The organism is Sphingobium chungangianum, assembly GCF_977014255.1.
Genome location: NZ_CDRNIV010000006.1, coordinates 754,205 through 770,065 on the forward strand (window position 1 = coordinate 754,205; position 15,861 = coordinate 770,065).

Below are 15,861 nucleotides of genomic sequence, written 5' to 3' on the forward strand. Positions count from 1 at the left end.
TATCTGACAGCTATCTTTTCTCCGGCGCGACCTTGTTGCATAAGCCGATTCACCATGACCAAGTCCGACAAAGACGCGCCCGATGCGGGCGCCCCCGAACAGGCAACAGAAGCAAAGCCCGATCTCGCAACGGCTGCACGAAAGACAGCGGGCCGAGGCGTGTGGATGGGCACCGCAGTCGGCATAGGATCGGCTGCCATCGTTGCAGCGCTTCTGTATACGAATAAAAAACGCGGCTGATTGCTTGGCTAAAAGGGAGGCGGCATGGCCTTCGCTCCACGCCGCCTCATGCTGTGACCCATAGACCGGGTTCTTGTCCGCTTCGATAATAGTGGCGCGGTGATTAAGCGGCGCCGCGGCTCAGATAAGTGATGAGTTCGGGCTTGCTCACTGATGTGCTTTTGTCCGCATCGGCTGTCTTGAATGCCCCATCGGCCCAAAGTGTGACGTCAGCGGCGGATAGTTTTTCACCGCTGCTTTTCATCTCCTGATCCTTGAGCGCAACCATCCAACGCGAAAACTCGGCTTTGTCGAGTTGACCGTCACCATTGGCATCATAGGCCGGGAACTCGCTATCGACGATGGATGCGACGGTATCTGTCTGTGTTGCCGCCGGGCTTTGAGGAGATATGCTCGCACCTGCCTGTGGGCTACCGGGCACAGAGCCAACCTGTCCGATGGCCGGAACGGCGGCAGTCAGCGCAACAGACAATATAAGGCCGCGTAACATCACTTTCTCCCTCGGCAGCGGTCGAGCAGGTCAGTTGCTCGATAGCTTGACCCATGAATACATGAGTGACGACTGTGTTTCCTGAATATCCATTCAGAGTCGGCAATTCGCCTGCGAAACCGGCTCATCCCGTCCTTGAACGCTGCGATATTCGGGGTAAAAAGTTGCTGGTACAGACGCGCGAACCAAATGAGGGCGCGATTTGCCCTTGAATGGCTGGACTGCTAGGCGGCGCGCGAACTTTTATCAGCAATCAGGATTCGTTCGATGGTCCCGCGCTACGCCCGCCCGAAAATGACAGCTCTCTGGGAGCCTGAGGCTCGATTTCGCATTTGGTTCGAGATCGAGGCGCACGCCACCGAAGCGCTCGGTGAATTGGGCGTGGTGCCCAAATCAGCTGCTAAGGCGCTGTGGGACTGGTGGGCGACCAATCCGACCATAGATGTGCCAGCGATCGACGCCATCGAGGCCGTCACCAAGCATGACGTCATCGCCTTCCTGACCTGGGTTGCTGAACAGGTCGGCGACGAAGCGCGCTTCATGCATCAGGGCATGACCTCTTCCGACGTGCTGGACACCTGCCTTGCCGTGCAGCTTTCCCGCGCGGCCGACATCCTGCTCGAGGATCTGGATCAGCTGCTCGACGTCATCAAGCGTCGGGCGTTTGAACATAAATTGACGCCGACGATCGGACGCAGTCACGGCATCCATGCCGAGCCAGTCACCTTCGGTCTCAAGATGGCCGAGGCCTATGCCGAGTTCAGCCGGTGCCGGACCCGCCTTGTCGCGGCGCGTGAGGAAATTGCGACCTGCGCTGTTTCCGGCGCGGTAGGCACGTTTGCGAATATTGATCCGCGTGTCGAAGAACATGTCGCGGCCAAGCTGGGCCTGGCGGTCGAACCTGTTTCGACCCAGGTCATTCCCCGTGATCGCCACGCCATGTTCTTTGCCACCCTGGGCGTTATCGCAAGCTCGATAGAACGGCTGGCCGTCGAGGTCCGGCATCTGCAACGCACCGAAGTGCTGGAGGCGGAGGAGTATTTCTCCCCCGGCCAGAAGGGCAGTTCGGCAATGCCGCACAAGCGCAATCCGGTTCTGACTGAGAATCTGACGGGCCTTGCGCGCATGGTGCGCAGCTATGCGCTGCCCGCGATGGAAAATGTCGCCCTGTGGCATGAGCGCGACATCAGCCATTCGTCGGTTGAACGCTACATCGGTCCTGATGCTACCATCACGCTCGACTTTGCCCTGGGCCGTATGACCGGCGTCATCGACAAGCTGCTCGTCTATCCCGAACGCATGATGAAGAACCTCGACAAGATGGGCGGTCTTGTTCATTCGCAGCGGGTGTTGCTGGCGCTGACGCAGGCGGGCGTTTCGCGCGAGGACAGCTATCGCTATGTCCAGCGCAACGCGATGAAGGTCTGGGAATCGGATGGCCAGCTTTCGCTTCTCGAACTGCTGAAGGCCGATCCCGAAGTATCCGCTGCTCTCACCGCTGAGCAGATCGAAGAGAAATTCGACCTCGGCTATCACTTCAAACAGGTGGACACCATCTACCGCCGAGTGTTTGGAGAGGCCTGACGGGCCTTTAAAAGCTCATATGATAAAAGGGCGCGGAAACGCGCCCTTTTTTATGTGCTGTCGGGATGCAGCAAAAAACTACGGGCGGTCGGCAGCAGCGTATATTGCGCGGCTGACGCCTCTATGGTTGAAGTCTGTTGTCAACGTGACCTAGAATCGATCGCGCTGTCGCTAGAACCGCTTCGTCTACGGGTCTAAATGACACCCCCGTCAGTTCGGACACATAGTCGGCATTAGCAATGGAGCGAATACCAACTTCCGCGCGAATAGTTCGCACGCCCGGCACGAACAACTTCGTTAACCTGACCAAAAAGGGAGAAAAGTCTGACTGCGGTATTTTATCCTTAAGCTCTGGATACTCCTTACTAAGAAGCTGGGCTATCTCCCCGAACGACAGGGTTCCGCTGGTTCCAATCAGGCGTCGCCCACCCGCCTCTTTCAATTCCATGGCAACGACATGCAATTCTGCAAGGTCGCGGACATCCACCAGAGGGTTGGCTATCGGGAGCGTCTTCGGCATGGTGCCTTCCAGCATCATCTTGATGATCTCGGTCGATGTGCTGCCATCCTTACCCATAATAGGCCCAACCACGACTCCGGGATTAATGACCACTAACTTTTCTCGCCCTGCCTTCTCTACCCAGTCCCATGCCGCAAGTTCGGCCCTGGTCTTGGAAACACTATAAGGGTGAGTTCCAGACCACTCTGGATCGGTCCAGTCGTTCTCAGAAAAGTGAAACTCCGTTTTCGGGCGTCCGGCACGATACATCATCGCGGCGATTGATGACGTCAATACAACGCGTTTGACATTTGCCTTAAGCGCCGCATTCAACACACGCATTGTTCCGCCAAGCGCCTCTGGCACCAATGCTTCTTTGTGACGGGGCTGATCAAGCGGGAAAGGCGACGCAACATGCTGTACATAATCGCAACCTTCTACCGCAGCCTCCCATCCATCATCTGATGTCAAATTGGCAATAGCAAAGCTGAGATTGTCGACATTCGCTCCAGCTTCAAGCAAATCATTGCGAACGCGATCTTCCTTTGTCGATGAGCGTAAGGTTCCTCTTACTTTATAGCCCTTACGCAGCAAAGCTAATGCCACATACTTGGCAACAAACCCGCTTACTCCGGTAACAAGTACTGTTTCTCTCACTTCACTCTCCGGCCATAATATTGTGGGCCATACCCGCCGTTAACAACATGATTCGACGATAAAGCAGTAAACCGCAATAAAGTCGCTTTACCCCATTCCGTGTTAGGCGGCGTAGCCAAACTGGCTACTTCGCCAACTTCCAAATTAGGTGGCCTGTGAGGAAGTAGGTCGCGATGATGCCGATCGCCGCAAGCAAGCCTGTAAAGCCAGAAACGACCGTGCTGCGGAACGTCCACGCCCGGAAGCGAGCAGGCGCCGCTGCACGATTGCGCTCGTCATGGCTATCGAGACCACCGCGACGATCATAACGAGGATTGCCAGCACTTCCATATATTCATGCTCGCACTGAACCCCGTTCCGACAATGATTGCTGCACGGGTTAGCGGTTGACGTGGTAAACTTCCCCTAATTCAGGCTGCTTTTTGGAGGCCGACTTGAGCCGTGGCGATCTCAACGAGGCGGAGTGGCGCGTACTGAAGGACTTGCTGCCGATCGAGCCTGACAACCGTGGACGGCTCGCTTGCTGATCGAAGTGGATTGTCGGGCGAGCGAGACCGGAACTGGGGGTTGGGCATATGTCAGGGATATGCCGCTGCCATCGCCAACAGATGCTTAATAGAAGGAAGTGCGTGGCTGTCGCTGCATCTGTTTAAAAATAAACAGAAAAAAGAATGTGGTCGGGGAGAGAGGATTCGAACCTCCGGCCCCTGCCTCCCGAAGACAGTGCTCTACCAGGCTGAGCTACTCCCCGACCGATAGCGGCATTGCTTGCAACGCCGCTGGGCAGGCGGGGTCTATAGAGGGGGCTTTTCGGGCTGGCAAGCGGCTGGGGGTGCTTTTTTTGACATGGTCATAATAGGCCTGCCGCGCGAAAGCTGAACTGGTTCGCGGTGCCCCGGATTATATGATCGGCAAGCTTGACCTCCATGGGCCGGAAGCGGCGAGCAATGGTTCGTGACAGGCGAATGTCGCTCCAACATGGATAGGGGGAGCATTGGTCGGGGCGATGCTGTTCGATTGCCAGCCAGTGGCTACCGCGCAGCAGCAGTTCCTGCACGATACAACGCCAATCTTCATTGCCATCCACGCGGTGCACGGGGCGCCAATCATTGTCGAGGAGCAGGAATTGCATGCTTGAGGTTATAGTCATCGCATCAGGATGCGGCCGGGCTGATCAGTGATCACTGCCAACTGTCTCCACTGTGGAGGGGAAGGCGGGTAGAATGATCCGAAGCGAAAGCAAGATTGGCTAGCGGCTGTTCGCTCGGCTAAAGCGGGGGCGGCGAGTTTGGAATCGTCGCAGCAGGAAAGAACCCCCGTTGATCAGTACCCTTACCCCGGCCGAAGCGCATTATGAACAGCAATATCTGGACCTGATGCGCCGTATCTGGACGGAGGGGGACGAGCGGATCGACCGGACGGGAGTGGGCACGCGATCTCTGCTGGGCGCGAGCATGCGTTTTTCGCTGGCTGATGATGCGGTGCCGTTGCTGACGACCAAGCGCGTTTACTGGAAAGTGGCGGCGCGGGAGATGCTGTGGTTCCTGACGGGCGACACCAATATCCGTGAGCTTGTGCGCCAAGGGGTGCATATCTGGACGGACTGGCCGCTGGATGCCTATCGCAAGGCTACAGGCGAGGACATTAGCCGGGACGATTTTGAAGCGCGGATTATCGAGGATGCGGCCTTTGCGGGACGGTGGGGCGATCTGGGGCCGGTCTATGGGGCGCAGTGGGTGAACTGGCCGCGCTATGAAGCGGTTGGTGACGGGCTCTTCCGGCGGGCGGAGAAGGGGCATAACCAGATTGCCGAACTGGTCGAGGGGATCAGGAACAACCCGGGATCGCGGCGCTTGCTTTTTACGGGGTGGAATGTTGCGGAGGTGGCGCAGATGGCTCTGCCGCCTTGTCATATGACCTATCAGTTCCAAGTGTCGAATGGGCGGCTCAACGGGCTGCTGTTCCAGCGTAGTTGTGACCTTGGCCTTGGATTTGCCTTCAACATTTTCGGGCTGTCGATGATCACGCGGATGTTGGCGCAGCAATGTGATCTGGAGCCGGGGGAAGTCGTTTGGCACGGTGGTGACGTGCATCTTTACCTGAATCATGCCGCACTGGTTGAGGAGCAGATCGGCCGGACGCCGGAAGGTGCCCCGAAGCTGAAGATAAAGAGGCGGCCGGAAAGCATTTTCGATTATCGGATCGAGGATTTCGAAGTGGTGGATTATGCGCCGCAGAGTCACATTGCGGCGCCGGTGGCGGTTTGAATTCAAGAAGGAAATAGCGGGAAAACGGAACTCTTGCTTTCCGCAAGCGTTGTAATATAATAATTGCTACAAGCAATAATATTGCAAATGCGAGTAGGAGGCAGGATGGGCGACCGGAACGGTTCGGGCGCTGGAAAGGCCGGGACTCAGGGCGGCAAGAATGCCGGAGAGCAGCTTTCGGCGGGCGGCCGGAACCTGCCGCCATTGCGGTTGCATGTGCCGGAACCTCAATTTCGGCCAGGCGATGAAGCCGATTTCAGTCATTTCGACATTCCCCCCGCCGGAACCTCGCGCAGGCCCGATGAGGCCGCGGACGCGGGCACGATGCGGGAAATGGCCTATGACCTTGTTCGCGTGCTGGATGAGGAAGGGCGCGCGGTGGGGCCGTGGGACCCCAAGTTGCCACCCGAGATTCTGCTCCGCATGCTGCGCGGCATGGCGCTGACGCGGGCGTTCGACGGGCGTATGTTCCGCGCGCAGCGGCAGGGCAAGACCAGCTTCTACATGAAATCGACCGGGGAGGAGGCGGTGTCGATCGGCGCGGCGGCGGCGCTGGCGAGCGATGACATGTGCTTCCCCAGCTACCGCCAGCAAGGCATATTGATCGCGCGCGGCTGGCCGCTCGTGGACATGATGAACCAGATTTATTCGAACAAGGGCGACCGGCTGAAAGGGCGGCAGCTGCCGATCATGTATTCGGCGCGGGAAGCGGGGTTCTTCTCGATATCCGGCAACCTGGCCACCCAATATCCGCAGGCGGTGGGCTGGGCCATGGCGAGCGCGGCACGGGGCGACACGCGGATCGCGGCGACATGGTGCGGGGAAGGATCGACGGCGGAAGGGGATTTCCATTCCGCTTGCACCTTCGCCAGCGTGTATCGTGCGCCGGTGATCCTGAACGTCGTCAATAACCAGTGGGCGATCAGCAGCTTCTCCGGCTTCGCGGGCGCGGAGGCGACGACCTTTGCGGCGCGGGCGATCGGCTATGGCATTGCGGGGCTGCGGATCGATGGCAATGACGCGTTGGCGGTCTATGCCGCGACGCGTTGGGCAGCGGACCGGGCGCGGGCCAATCATGGGCCGACGCTGATCGAGCATTTCACCTATCGCACCGAGGGGCACAGCACGTCCGATGATCCGAGCGCATATCGGTCGGCCGACGAAGGGAGCCACTGGCCGCTGGGCGATCCGATTGCGCGGTTGAAGCAGCATTGCATCGCGATCGGCATCTGGGACGAGGAACGGCAGGCGGCGATGGACAAGGAACTGGCCGAGCAGGTGCGTGAGGCTGCGAAAGAAGCGGAGAAGAACGGGATTTTGGGGCATGGGCTTCATCAGCCGATGGAGAGCATGTTCGAAGATGTGTTCGAGGAGATGCCCTGGCATCTGCGGGAGCAGCAGCGGCAGATGCTGGATGAAGCGAAGGCGGCTGGGTTGTGAGGGGGGAAGCGCTTTTTGATCTCGTCATCCCAGCGGAAGCTGGGATCTCGTTTGGTTACGTTCAGCCTGATGGCGAAGAGATGCCAGCTTTCGCTGACATGACGAAGAGAGAGATGGGCGGGGCGCCTGCCCCTCTCCAAGCTTCGCTAGCCAGCTGGCTGGCAAGCTTCGCTATCTCGGCCAGAGTCACGTGCCTCTGGCCGACCCCTGAAGGGGCGAGGAGATGAGCCAAGACACCCGCCAGATGAGCATGATCCAGGCGATCAACAGCGCCTTGGACGTGATGATGGAGCGTGATCCCGATGTCGTCGTCATGGGGGAGGATGTCGGCTATTTTGGCGGCGTTTTCCGGGCGACGGCGGGGTTGCAGAAGAAATTTGGCAAGAATCGGGTGTTCGACACGCCGATCACTGAGACCGGGATCATCGGCGTCGCAGTGGGGATGGGGGCCTATGGGTTGCGGCCGGTGCCGGAAATCCAGTTCGCCGACTATATCTACCCCGCGCTCGACCAGTTGGTGAGCGAGGCGGCGCGGCTGCGTTATCGGTCGGCGGGGGAGTTTATCGCCCCGATGACGGTGCGGTCGCCCTTTGGCGGGGGGATTTTCGGGGGGCAGACGCATAGTCAGTCGCCCGAAGGCATCTTTACCCATGTGTCGGGGATCAAGACTGTCATCCCGTCGACCCCCTATGACGCCAAGGGGCTGCTGATCGCCGCGATCGAGGATAATGATCCGGTGATCTTCTTTGAGCCTAAGCGCATCTATAATGGGCCGTTCGATGGCCATTATGACCGGCCTGCGAAAAGCTGGGCCGGGCACCCCGGCGCGATGGTGCCGGAGGGCTATTATCGGGTGCCGCTGGGGCAGGCGCGCACGGTGCGGGCAGGCGAGGCGCTGACCATCCTCTGCTATGGTACGATGGAGCATGTGATCGAAAGCACCGTCACGGAGATGGGCGTGGACGCGGAGATCATCGATCTGCGTACGCTGGTGCCGCTGGATATCGAGGCGATCGAACAGTCGGTGAAGAAGACCGGCCGCTGCCTCATCGTGCATGAGGCGACGCGGACCAGCGGCTTTGGCGCGGAGTTGAGCGCACTGGTGCAGGAGCGGTGCTTCTATCATCTGGAGGCGCCGATCGAACGAGTGACGGGTTTCGACACGCCCTATCCGCATAGTTTGGAATGGGCCTATTTTCCTGGGCCGGTGCGGATCAGGGAAGCGATCAACAAGATCATGAGGGATTGAGCGATGCCCCTGTTCACGTTCAGGCTACCCGACATTGGCGAAGGCATTTCCGAGGCGGAGATTGTTGGCTGGCATGTGAAGGTCGGCGACCGGGTGGAGGAAGACCAGCCTATCGCCGACATGATGACTGACAAGGCTACGGTCGAGATGGAGAGCCCCGTCGCGGGGGTGGTGACGCGGTTGGCCGGGGAGGCGGGTGAGCAGGTCGCGATCGGGGCCATGCTGGTGGAGATTGAGGTTGAGGGGGAGGGGGAGGTCGCTTCCGGGGCGGAGGCTCCCATGCCTTCGGAAGAGGTGATTGAAGCCGAGACACCGGGAGGACGTGAGGTAGCGGGTTCGTCGGTGAACGGGATTGTTTCGTCGGTTGAGCGGGTTGAAGCTGCGGGGGAAGGATCCTCTTCGCAGGATAAAGCTGAAAAGCCCCTCCCCTTCAGGGGAGGGGTTGGGGTGGGGGATCAGAGGGATTTGCCCAGTTCGCAGGGCAGCCCCCTCTCCCCAACCCTCTCCCCTGAAGGGGAGAGGGAGCAGGGCGGTCCATGCCTCCCAACGGTCCCGGAAGGGGAGAGGGAGAAGGTGCTCGCCTCGCCCGCCGTCCGTGCTCGCGCCAAGGAACTCGGGATAGACCTGTCCCAAGTGAAGCCTACCGGCGATCATATCCGCCACTCGGACCTCGACGCTTTCCTGCTTTACGGTGCGGGGCAGGGCTATCGGCCTGCCGGGCAGCGCGCGCGGCGGGAGGATGAGGTGGTGAAGGTCATCGGCCTGCGCCGCCGGATCGCGGAGAATATGGCGGCGTCGAAGCGGCATATTCCGCACTTTTCCTATGTAGAGGAAATCGACGTCACCGAGCTGGAGCGCATGCGCACGCAGTTGAATGGCGAGCGTGGGGATCGGCCGAAGCTGACGATGTTGCCGCTGTTGATCGTGGCGATTTGCCGGGTGCTGCCGGACTTTCCGATGCTGAACGCCCGCTATGATGACGAAGCGGGCGTGGTGACGCGTTTTGGCGCGGTGCATATGGGGATCGCGACGCAGACGGACTCGGGGTTGATGGTGCCGGTGATCCGGGACGCGCAGGATCGGAATATCTGGCAATTGGCGAGCGAGATCGGGCGGCTGGCAGAGGCCGCGCGGTCCGGCAAGGCGAAGGCAGAGGAGCTTTCCGGATCGACTCTGACGCTGACGTCGTTGGGTGCGCTGGGCGGGGTGGCGACGACGCCGGTGATCAATCGGCCGGAGGTGGCGATTATTGGCCCAAATCGGGTGATCGAGCGGCCGGTGTTTCGTGGGCGGGAGGTTGTGGCGGCGAAGCTGATGAACCTGTCGATCAGTTGCGATCATCGGGTGGTGGATGGATGGGATGCGGCGAGCTTTGTGCAGGCGGTGAAGCAGTTGTTGGAGACGCCGGTGTTATTGTTTGCGGAGTGAGTGAATATACGCCCCTCCCTTTCAAGGGAGGGGTTGGGGTGGGTGCGAGCGAAGCGAGCCAGCAACCGATCGAAAAGGCAGAACGCCGCTGGCGCGGCGACCCACCCCCGTCCCCTCCCTTGAAAGGGAGGGGCTATTTTTTGGTTACCGCATTGTCGCCCGGTAGCTCAGACGCGCGGTCTCGCCCGGCGACAGACGCGTCGGGCTGGTCCAGCGTATATGGGTGATGTCGGCGGGAACAGCCCTGCGGACGCCGCCTAGCGGGGTGGGCAGCCAAAGCTCGTCCAGGCGGCCCCAGCGTTGGCCGCCGTCCACCGATACTTGCATCGATGGATCGGGCGCCGTGAGGAGGGTGCCACGGGGAACGGCGTTGGTGAGGGCTATGCCCTGAACTGGTCCGCGCCCTTCGTTTCGACAGTTGACGACGAAGAGCAGCTGGTCGCCCGGCGCCGCGCGCGTGGCGCTGGCGAGGGTGCGGCGGGCGCGGCCGTTGATGTCGGTATGGACGCGCTCCACAAACATCTGGGTTTCCATGCGCAGGTCCGTACGGGCCAGTGATGTGGCGGGCAGCATCGCCCATCCAGCCATGCCCAGCAGCGCCAGTTTACGCATCATCCGTTCAAAGCCTCGATCCCCGTTTCGCTATTGCTTAGGACAGGGGAGCGAAAATTTGGTTAATGGGCCTTAGTCATGTCAGGGCAGATGAATGAAATTGACGGGCTGTGGCGGGCCGGTACACATTGTCGACATGCGGGCAGGATCGATCGTTCAGTGACACCTCATGAACAGCTGGAAATCAACCGGCGGCGGGATCGGCTGCTGGCGTCCATCGCGTTGACGACGGGTGTCGGGCTGCTCCTTGCCTTGCCGTTCGCCCTGCGCGAGGGGGCGGAGTTTTTCCTGCCACTGACGGCAGCGATCGTGATCGCCATTGCGCTGGTGCCGTTCCTGGAATGGATGGAGCGGCGGGGTGTGCCTTCGGCCGTGGCGGCGCTGGCGGCGGTGATCGCGTTTTTGGTGGTGGCGAATACCGCGCTGGTGCTGATCGTGGTGCCGGCGACCGACTGGTTCAGGCTGCTGCCGCAGCGGTTGCCCAAGATTCAGGATAATCTGGCGCCGCTGATCGACTTTTATTCCCAGTTGCAGCATTTCGTGGACGAGACGGTGCAGATGCTGGCGACGGGGCCTGTTGCTGCGGCCCAGACGGCGGCGGTGGATGCGCCGCGATCGCTGTTGCAGTTCGCGGCGACCTCTGCGCCGTCGGCGATCATCCAGATGGTGTTCGCGCTGCTCATCATCTATTTTTTCCTCGCCGGTTGGACGCGGTTGCGACGGCGGACGATCAACAGCCGCGGCAGTTTCGACGGCGCGATGGCGGTGGCGCGGGTAATCCAGAATGTGGTCGATGCGACGTCCGCCTATGTGCTGACGATCGCGACGATCAACCTGTGCCTGGGGCTGGCGGTTGCGTTTGCGCTGTGGCTGATCGGCATGCCTTCGCCGCTGATGTGGGGCGGGATCGTCGCGCTGCTGAATTTCGTGCCCTATTTCGGGCCGATGCTGGCTGCGGCATTGCTGGCGCTAGGTGGCCTCATGGTGTTTGACGACGTGTGGCGGGCGCTGGCGCCTGCGGTGACGCAGATCGGCTTTCATCTGGTGGAGGCGAATGTGATCACGCCGATGGTGCTGGGGCGGCGGTTGACGATGAACCCGCTGCTGATTCTGGTGTCACTGACCTTTTGGGGATGGGTGTGGGGGACGCCGGGCGCGCTGCTGGGCGTGCCGTTGCTGATCATCATCCAGACCGTGGTGGCGGCTGCTGGGACCCCGGATATCGCAGGTTTCCTGTTTGAGCGGGGGACGCTGACGGTGGCGCTGCGCGAAGAAAATGACGAGAAAGAAGAAAGTGGCGAAAGAGCCGGTTGACAGGTCCGGCGGTCCCGCATAGATGCCCGCCCACACCGAACGCGGGTGTAGCTCAGTTGGTTAGAGCGCCGGCCTGTCACGCCGGAGGTCGCGGGTTCGAGCCCCGTCACTCGCGCCACTCTTTTTGAAGAGTGGATGGTCCTTAAGGGCCGAAAATTCCTGAAAATTATGACGGTTGTCATGCCAGCGGAAGCTGACATCTCAAGCCTTTACGTGCGGCCTGGCCTCACGAGATCCCAGCCTGCGCTGGGATGACGAAGTGGGCGCTACTAACGATGGAGTTGGATGCCTTGGCGGCGCCGAAAATATGGCGCGTCAGCCGCGCCGCCAGCGGCCCGTTTCCATCCAGGCGAGCAGGCGCTTCAGCGGCAGAACCCAGATCCAGACGATGCCGAGGAAGACATAAACCGGCACCTGCACGATCATCGGCAGGCTGCCGATGAGCCCCGACAGGCTGCCGACGAGGACTGCCCAAAGCGTGATGAGCCCGACGATGGCGAGCATGCCGACAGGCTTGCGCCAGCTGGGTTCGTAGGGAGCGGGTTGGCGGTTCACGCGTCGGGTCCTTCGATCAATTCGACTTCGGTGAGGATGATGTGGAGCGGCAGGTCCCACGGGTCGGCAGGCAGGGCGTCCTGTTCCTGCACCGACCAGGCGAGGCCGATCCGCAGCGCATCGGGGTGGCGAGCGAAGGCGCGGTCATAATAGCCGCCGCCCTGGCCCAGCCGGTTCATCGCACGGTCGAAGCCGAGCAGCGGGGCGATGATGACATCCGGTGCGACGGGCGGGCCGCTGGGTTCGGGATGGTGCGTGCCGTAGAGGCCGGGGTGAAGCTGATCCTCGGGCGTCCAAGCGAGGAATTCCATGCTGCCGAGCCGGTCGATGACGCGGGGGAGGGCGAGGGTCTTGCCCAGCCCTGCGAGTTGCGGGGCGAGGCGCTGGGCGGGCGCTTCGTCGTCCAGGCCCATGTAGAGCGCGACCGTCTGCGCATTATCCAGCCTGCGGGCGAGCGGCGAGGGGAGCGCCTTGAAGGCTAGCCTGTGCGCCAGCGGATCGAGCGATTGCACGAAGGCGCGGCGGTGTGTCCGGGCGAGGGTGCGCAGGGCGGTCTTGTCGAGGTCTTCGCTCATGGGGCCGCGTTTAGACCTGGAGGAGGGGGCTGGAAACCGGTTTCTCGACTGCGCTCGAAACGAACGGAGCTTAGGGAACGAGGAGGGTGACGGGACCGCCTTGGCCGTTTGCTGGAATATCCTCTGACGCCTCAACGTCAGGTGGGGACCATGTAGATCGGGCCTGGACCCGCCCAGGGACAGCCCCCTTGGATGTGATTATCGCCTCAGGGATGTTCGCTAAAGCTCGTACGAGGCAGTACCCGTCGTCCCTTATCTAGGCGTCCGGCGGCGGTGCGGCAAGCCTGTCGCTCAGCTTTTCTATGCGGGCAGCGAGCGCCTCGATCGCGCGGGCAGCCGCGTCATCGTCGTCATCGAGGGCCAGGCTCTGCTGGCGGCCGATCGCTTCCCGCTTCAGGTCGTTGAGTTCATCGGCGAGGAAGAGCGCCGCGAACAGCAGGGTGCGTACCTCAGTAAGGCCCGGCGTGTTCTGCTGCGCAAGGCGTGCCTTGCGTTCGATCAGGCTGGCGAGATGGGCAAGATGGGCTTCCTCCCCATCGCGGCATCGGATCGCATAATGACGCCCGGCGATCTGAAGGTTCGTTTCAGCCACGCGAGTCCCCTTTAAGATCGGCGATCAGTTCATCGAGCGAGCGGAGCGCCGCGCGCGCGGCGGCCGGGTCCATGCCCGGGGAGGCGGAAGAGGCCGGACCCGCAACCGCGAGATCCTGCACATCCTGTTCCAGCCGACTTACCGCGCGCTCCAGTGCGCCGATAGCCTGCATCATGCGATCGCTTGCCATGACCCACGCATAAACAAAGTTTTCGCCTTGCAAAAGCCGTGATTGGACGGCTTGGCGTGTCCCGAGGTCCTGCCACGGTTGACGCTTTGGGTGCAACGCGACAAAGGGGACCGGATTTCGATTCGTCGGCTCAGCAGGGGGCCGCTTAGTCAAGCAGGAAAGAAGCCAGCCTAGATGACCGTATCCGAAAAGTCGCTCGCCAGCGCCATCCGGGCGCTTTCCATGGACGCAGTGCAGGCGGCGAACAGCGGCCATCCGGGCATGCCGATGGGCATGGCGGACGTCGCGACGGTATTGTTCAAGGACTATATCAAGTTCGATCCGACCCAGCCCAAATGGGCCGACCGCGACCGTTTCGTATTGTCGGCGGGCCATGGATCGATGCTGATCTACTCGCTTCTGCACCTCACCGGCTATGCGCGCCCGACGATTGAGGACATCCGCAATTTCCGTCAGTTGGGCAGCCCCTGCGCCGGGCATCCCGAGAATTTCGAGCTGGCGGGCGTTGAGGCGACCACCGGGCCGCTGGGTTCGGGCCTCGCCACCGCAGTCGGCATGGCGATTGCTGAGCGGCACCTCAATGCGCAGTTCGGTGACGATCTGGTCGATCACCGCACTTGGGTGATCGCGGGCGACGGGTGCCTGATGGAAGGCATCAACCATGAGGCGATCGGCCTTGCAGGGCATCTGAACCTGAGCCGTCTGATCGTGTTGTGGGACGATAACAAGATCACCATTGACGGCGCTGTCGATCTGTCGAGCAGCGAGGATGTGCGGGCGCGCTATGTCGCGACCGGCTGGCATGTCGTGTCCTGCGACGGTCATGATGTCGCCGATGTACGCCGCGCCATTGATGAGGCGCTGGCTGATCCGCGCCCGTCGCTGGTCGCCTGCGCCACCAAGATCGGCTATGGCGCGCCTAACAAGGCAGGCACGTCGGGCGTTCACGGTTCGGCACTCGGTGAAGCGGAAGTCGCGGCCGCCCGCGAGTTTCTGGGCTGGACGGCCGAGCCCTTCGTGATCCCTGAGGATATTGCCGCCGAGTGGCGCCGCATTGGTTCGCAGGGCTCGGACGTGCGCGCAGCCTGGGAAGGTCGTCTGTCCGGCAATGGGCAGAAGGCGGAATTTGAGCGCCGGATGGCTGGCGAGTTGCCCGCCGACTTCTCGCTCAATAGCTATATCGACACGTTGATCGCCAATCCGCAGAAGGTCGCGACGCGCCGGGCAAGCGAGCTGGCGCTGGGCGCGATCAATGATCTGCTGCCCGAGACGTTGGGCGGTTCGGCGGATTTGACCGGGTCGAACAACACCAAGACCAAGTCGACGGGGCCGCTCACCAAGGATGATTATTCGGGCCGCTATGTTTATTATGGCATTCGCGAGTTCGGCATGGCCTGTGCGATGAACGGCATGGCGCTGCATGGCGGCGTCATTCCCTATGGCGGCACTTTCCTTGTCTTTTCCGACTATATGCGTGGCGGCATCCGTCTGGCCGCGCTTCAGGAGCAGCGCGTCATCCATGTGCTGACCCATGACTCGATCGGTCTGGGCGAGGATGGTCCGACCCATCAGCCGATCGAACATGTCATGTCGCTGCGCATGATCCCCAATCTGGATGTCTATCGCCCGGCGGATATTGTCGAGACGGCGGAATGCTGGGAATTGGCGCTGAAGGACCAACAAGGTCCTTCGGTGTTGGCGCTGACCCGCCAGAATCTGCCGCAACTGCGGACGGAAAAGAGCGAAAATCTGTCGGCGAAGGGCGCCTATCGCCTGCGCGCCGCGACGGGCAGCCGCAAGGTGGTGCTGATCGCGACCGGCTCCGAAGTTGAAATCGCCGTGGCGACCGCAGACCTGCTCGAAGCACAGGGCATTGGCGCGGACGTGGTTTCGATGCCGAGTTGGGCGCATTTCGATGCGCAGCCGCAGGCGTATAAGGATGATCTCCTTCCGCACCATGTGCTGCGCTGCTCGATTGAGGCAGGGACGACCTTCGGCTGGGAACGCTATGTCGGCATCGCTGGCTTGCGTTTCGGCATCGACACATTCGGTGCTTCGGCTCCGGCAGACGCGCTTTACGACCATTTCGGCCTGACGGCCGCCAAGATCGCGCCGCAGGTTGCGGCCGCGCTCGATCATTAAGAACAACTACCAATCAGGAGGCTAGTG

Annotated in this window: 16 protein-coding genes, 2 tRNA genes and 1 other RNA gene; 9 read left to right on the forward strand and 10 right to left on the reverse strand. The window is 61.2% G+C overall.

Going from position 1 to position 15,861, the window contains the following annotated elements:
- The first annotated feature begins 54 nt into the window (after nt 1-54).
- Entirely contained in the window at nt 55-240 is a 186-nt protein-coding gene (locus ACWNC0_RS10760; protein WP_449471522.1) for a hypothetical protein, read from the forward strand.
- A gap of 103 nt (nt 241-343) precedes the next feature.
- Here the strand turns inward: ACWNC0_RS10760 and ACWNC0_RS10765 are convergent, their stop codons facing one another.
- Nucleotides 344-730, reverse strand: a complete 387-nt coding sequence (locus ACWNC0_RS10765) for an EF-hand domain-containing protein (RefSeq protein ID WP_449471523.1) — start codon at nt 728-730, stop codon at nt 344-346.
- Nucleotides 731-997: 267 nt separating this feature from the next.
- Here ACWNC0_RS10765 and purB point away from each other — a divergent pair, with 267 nt between their 5' ends.
- Nucleotides 998-2,314 (forward strand): adenylosuccinate lyase, encoded by a 1,317-nt coding sequence (gene purB, locus ACWNC0_RS10770; protein ID WP_449471524.1) that lies wholly within the window; start codon nt 998-1,000, stop codon nt 2,312-2,314.
- Between the two features lie 121 nt (nt 2,315-2,435).
- Here the strand turns inward: purB and ACWNC0_RS10775 are convergent, their stop codons facing one another.
- The 3 genes from ACWNC0_RS10775 to ACWNC0_RS10785 form a co-directional block, all read right to left on the reverse strand.
- Nucleotides 2,436-3,470: an SDR family oxidoreductase gene (locus ACWNC0_RS10775; RefSeq protein ID WP_449471525.1), complete on the reverse strand. Its 1,035-nt coding sequence runs from the start codon at nt 3,468-3,470 to the stop codon at nt 2,436-2,438.
- A gap of 674 nt (nt 3,471-4,144) precedes the next feature.
- A tRNA-Pro gene (locus tag ACWNC0_RS10780) sits at nt 4,145-4,221 on the reverse strand.
- A 99-nt stretch (nt 4,222-4,320) separates the two neighbouring features.
- Nucleotides 4,321-4,602, reverse strand: coding sequence for a JAB domain-containing protein (locus ACWNC0_RS10785; RefSeq protein WP_449471526.1), 282 nt, complete (start codon nt 4,600-4,602; stop codon nt 4,321-4,323).
- Nucleotides 4,603-4,789: 187 nt separating this feature from the next.
- Here ACWNC0_RS10785 and thyA point away from each other — a divergent pair, with 187 nt between their 5' ends.
- The 4 genes from thyA to ACWNC0_RS10805 all read left to right on the forward strand — a co-directional run bounded on the left by thyA (nt 4,790) and on the right by ACWNC0_RS10805 (nt 9,854).
- Nucleotides 4,790-5,737 (forward strand): thymidylate synthase, encoded by a 948-nt coding sequence (gene thyA / locus ACWNC0_RS10790; RefSeq protein ID WP_449471527.1) that lies wholly within the window; start codon nt 4,790-4,792, stop codon nt 5,735-5,737.
- Nucleotides 5,738-5,842: 105 nt separating this feature from the next.
- Nucleotides 5,843-7,177 (forward strand): thiamine pyrophosphate-dependent enzyme, encoded by a 1,335-nt coding sequence (locus ACWNC0_RS10795; protein WP_449471528.1) that lies wholly within the window; start codon nt 5,843-5,845, stop codon nt 7,175-7,177.
- A 244-nt stretch (nt 7,178-7,421) separates the two neighbouring features.
- Nucleotides 7,422-8,426, forward strand: a complete 1,005-nt coding sequence (locus ACWNC0_RS10800) for an alpha-ketoacid dehydrogenase subunit beta (RefSeq protein ID WP_449474599.1) — start codon at nt 7,422-7,424, stop codon at nt 8,424-8,426.
- A gap of 3 nt (nt 8,427-8,429) precedes the next feature.
- The gene (locus ACWNC0_RS10805; RefSeq protein ID WP_449471530.1) at nt 8,430-9,854 is read left to right on the forward strand and encodes a dihydrolipoamide acetyltransferase family protein; all 1,425 of its coding nucleotides are present in this window, start codon (nt 8,430-8,432) and stop codon (nt 9,852-9,854) included.
- A gap of 144 nt (nt 9,855-9,998) precedes the next feature.
- Here the strand turns inward: ACWNC0_RS10805 and ACWNC0_RS10810 are convergent, their stop codons facing one another.
- A complete protein-coding gene (locus ACWNC0_RS10810; protein ID WP_449474600.1) occupies nt 9,999-10,466 on the reverse strand; it encodes a hypothetical protein in 468 nt (155 codons plus the stop codon).
- Between the two features lie 159 nt (nt 10,467-10,625).
- On the opposite strand from ACWNC0_RS10810, the gene ACWNC0_RS10815 reads away from it, so the two are divergent.
- Together ACWNC0_RS10815 and ACWNC0_RS10820 are read left to right on the forward strand one after the other, a co-directional pair.
- The gene (locus ACWNC0_RS10815; protein ID WP_449471531.1) at nt 10,626-11,780 is read left to right on the forward strand and encodes an AI-2E family transporter; all 1,155 of its coding nucleotides are present in this window, start codon (nt 10,626-10,628) and stop codon (nt 11,778-11,780) included.
- Between the two features lie 41 nt (nt 11,781-11,821).
- A tRNA-Asp gene (locus tag ACWNC0_RS10820) sits at nt 11,822-11,898 on the forward strand.
- A 197-nt stretch (nt 11,899-12,095) separates the two neighbouring features.
- Here ACWNC0_RS10820 and ACWNC0_RS10825 read toward each other — a convergent pair.
- The 5 genes from ACWNC0_RS10825 to ACWNC0_RS10845 all read right to left on the reverse strand — a co-directional run bounded on the left by ACWNC0_RS10825 (nt 12,096) and on the right by ACWNC0_RS10845 (nt 13,692).
- Nucleotides 12,096-12,335: a DUF2842 domain-containing protein gene (locus ACWNC0_RS10825; RefSeq protein WP_449471532.1), complete on the reverse strand. Its 240-nt coding sequence runs from the start codon at nt 12,333-12,335 to the stop codon at nt 12,096-12,098.
- Complete coding sequence (locus tag ACWNC0_RS10830) at nt 12,332-12,910, reverse strand: 5-formyltetrahydrofolate cyclo-ligase (protein ID WP_449471533.1); 579 nt, start codon at nt 12,908-12,910, stop codon at nt 12,332-12,334. Before ACWNC0_RS10830 ends, ACWNC0_RS10825 begins: the two co-directional genes overlap by 4 nt.
- A gap of 88 nt (nt 12,911-12,998) precedes the next feature.
- A non-coding RNA gene (ssrS, locus tag ACWNC0_RS10835) (6S RNA) lies at nt 12,999-13,155 on the reverse strand.
- Between the two features lie 11 nt (nt 13,156-13,166).
- Nucleotides 13,167-13,502: a cell division protein ZapA gene (locus ACWNC0_RS10840; protein WP_449471534.1), complete on the reverse strand. Its 336-nt coding sequence runs from the start codon at nt 13,500-13,502 to the stop codon at nt 13,167-13,169.
- Nucleotides 13,495-13,692 (reverse strand): hypothetical protein, encoded by a 198-nt coding sequence (locus ACWNC0_RS10845; protein ID WP_230463287.1) that lies wholly within the window; start codon nt 13,690-13,692, stop codon nt 13,495-13,497. Before ACWNC0_RS10845 ends, ACWNC0_RS10840 begins: the two co-directional genes overlap by 8 nt.
- A gap of 174 nt (nt 13,693-13,866) precedes the next feature.
- Between ACWNC0_RS10845 and tkt the strand changes: the two genes are divergently transcribed.
- A complete protein-coding gene (gene tkt / locus ACWNC0_RS10850; protein WP_449471536.1) occupies nt 13,867-15,834 on the forward strand; it encodes a transketolase in 1,968 nt (655 codons plus the stop codon).
- Nucleotides 15,835-15,861: the final 27 nt, after the last annotated feature.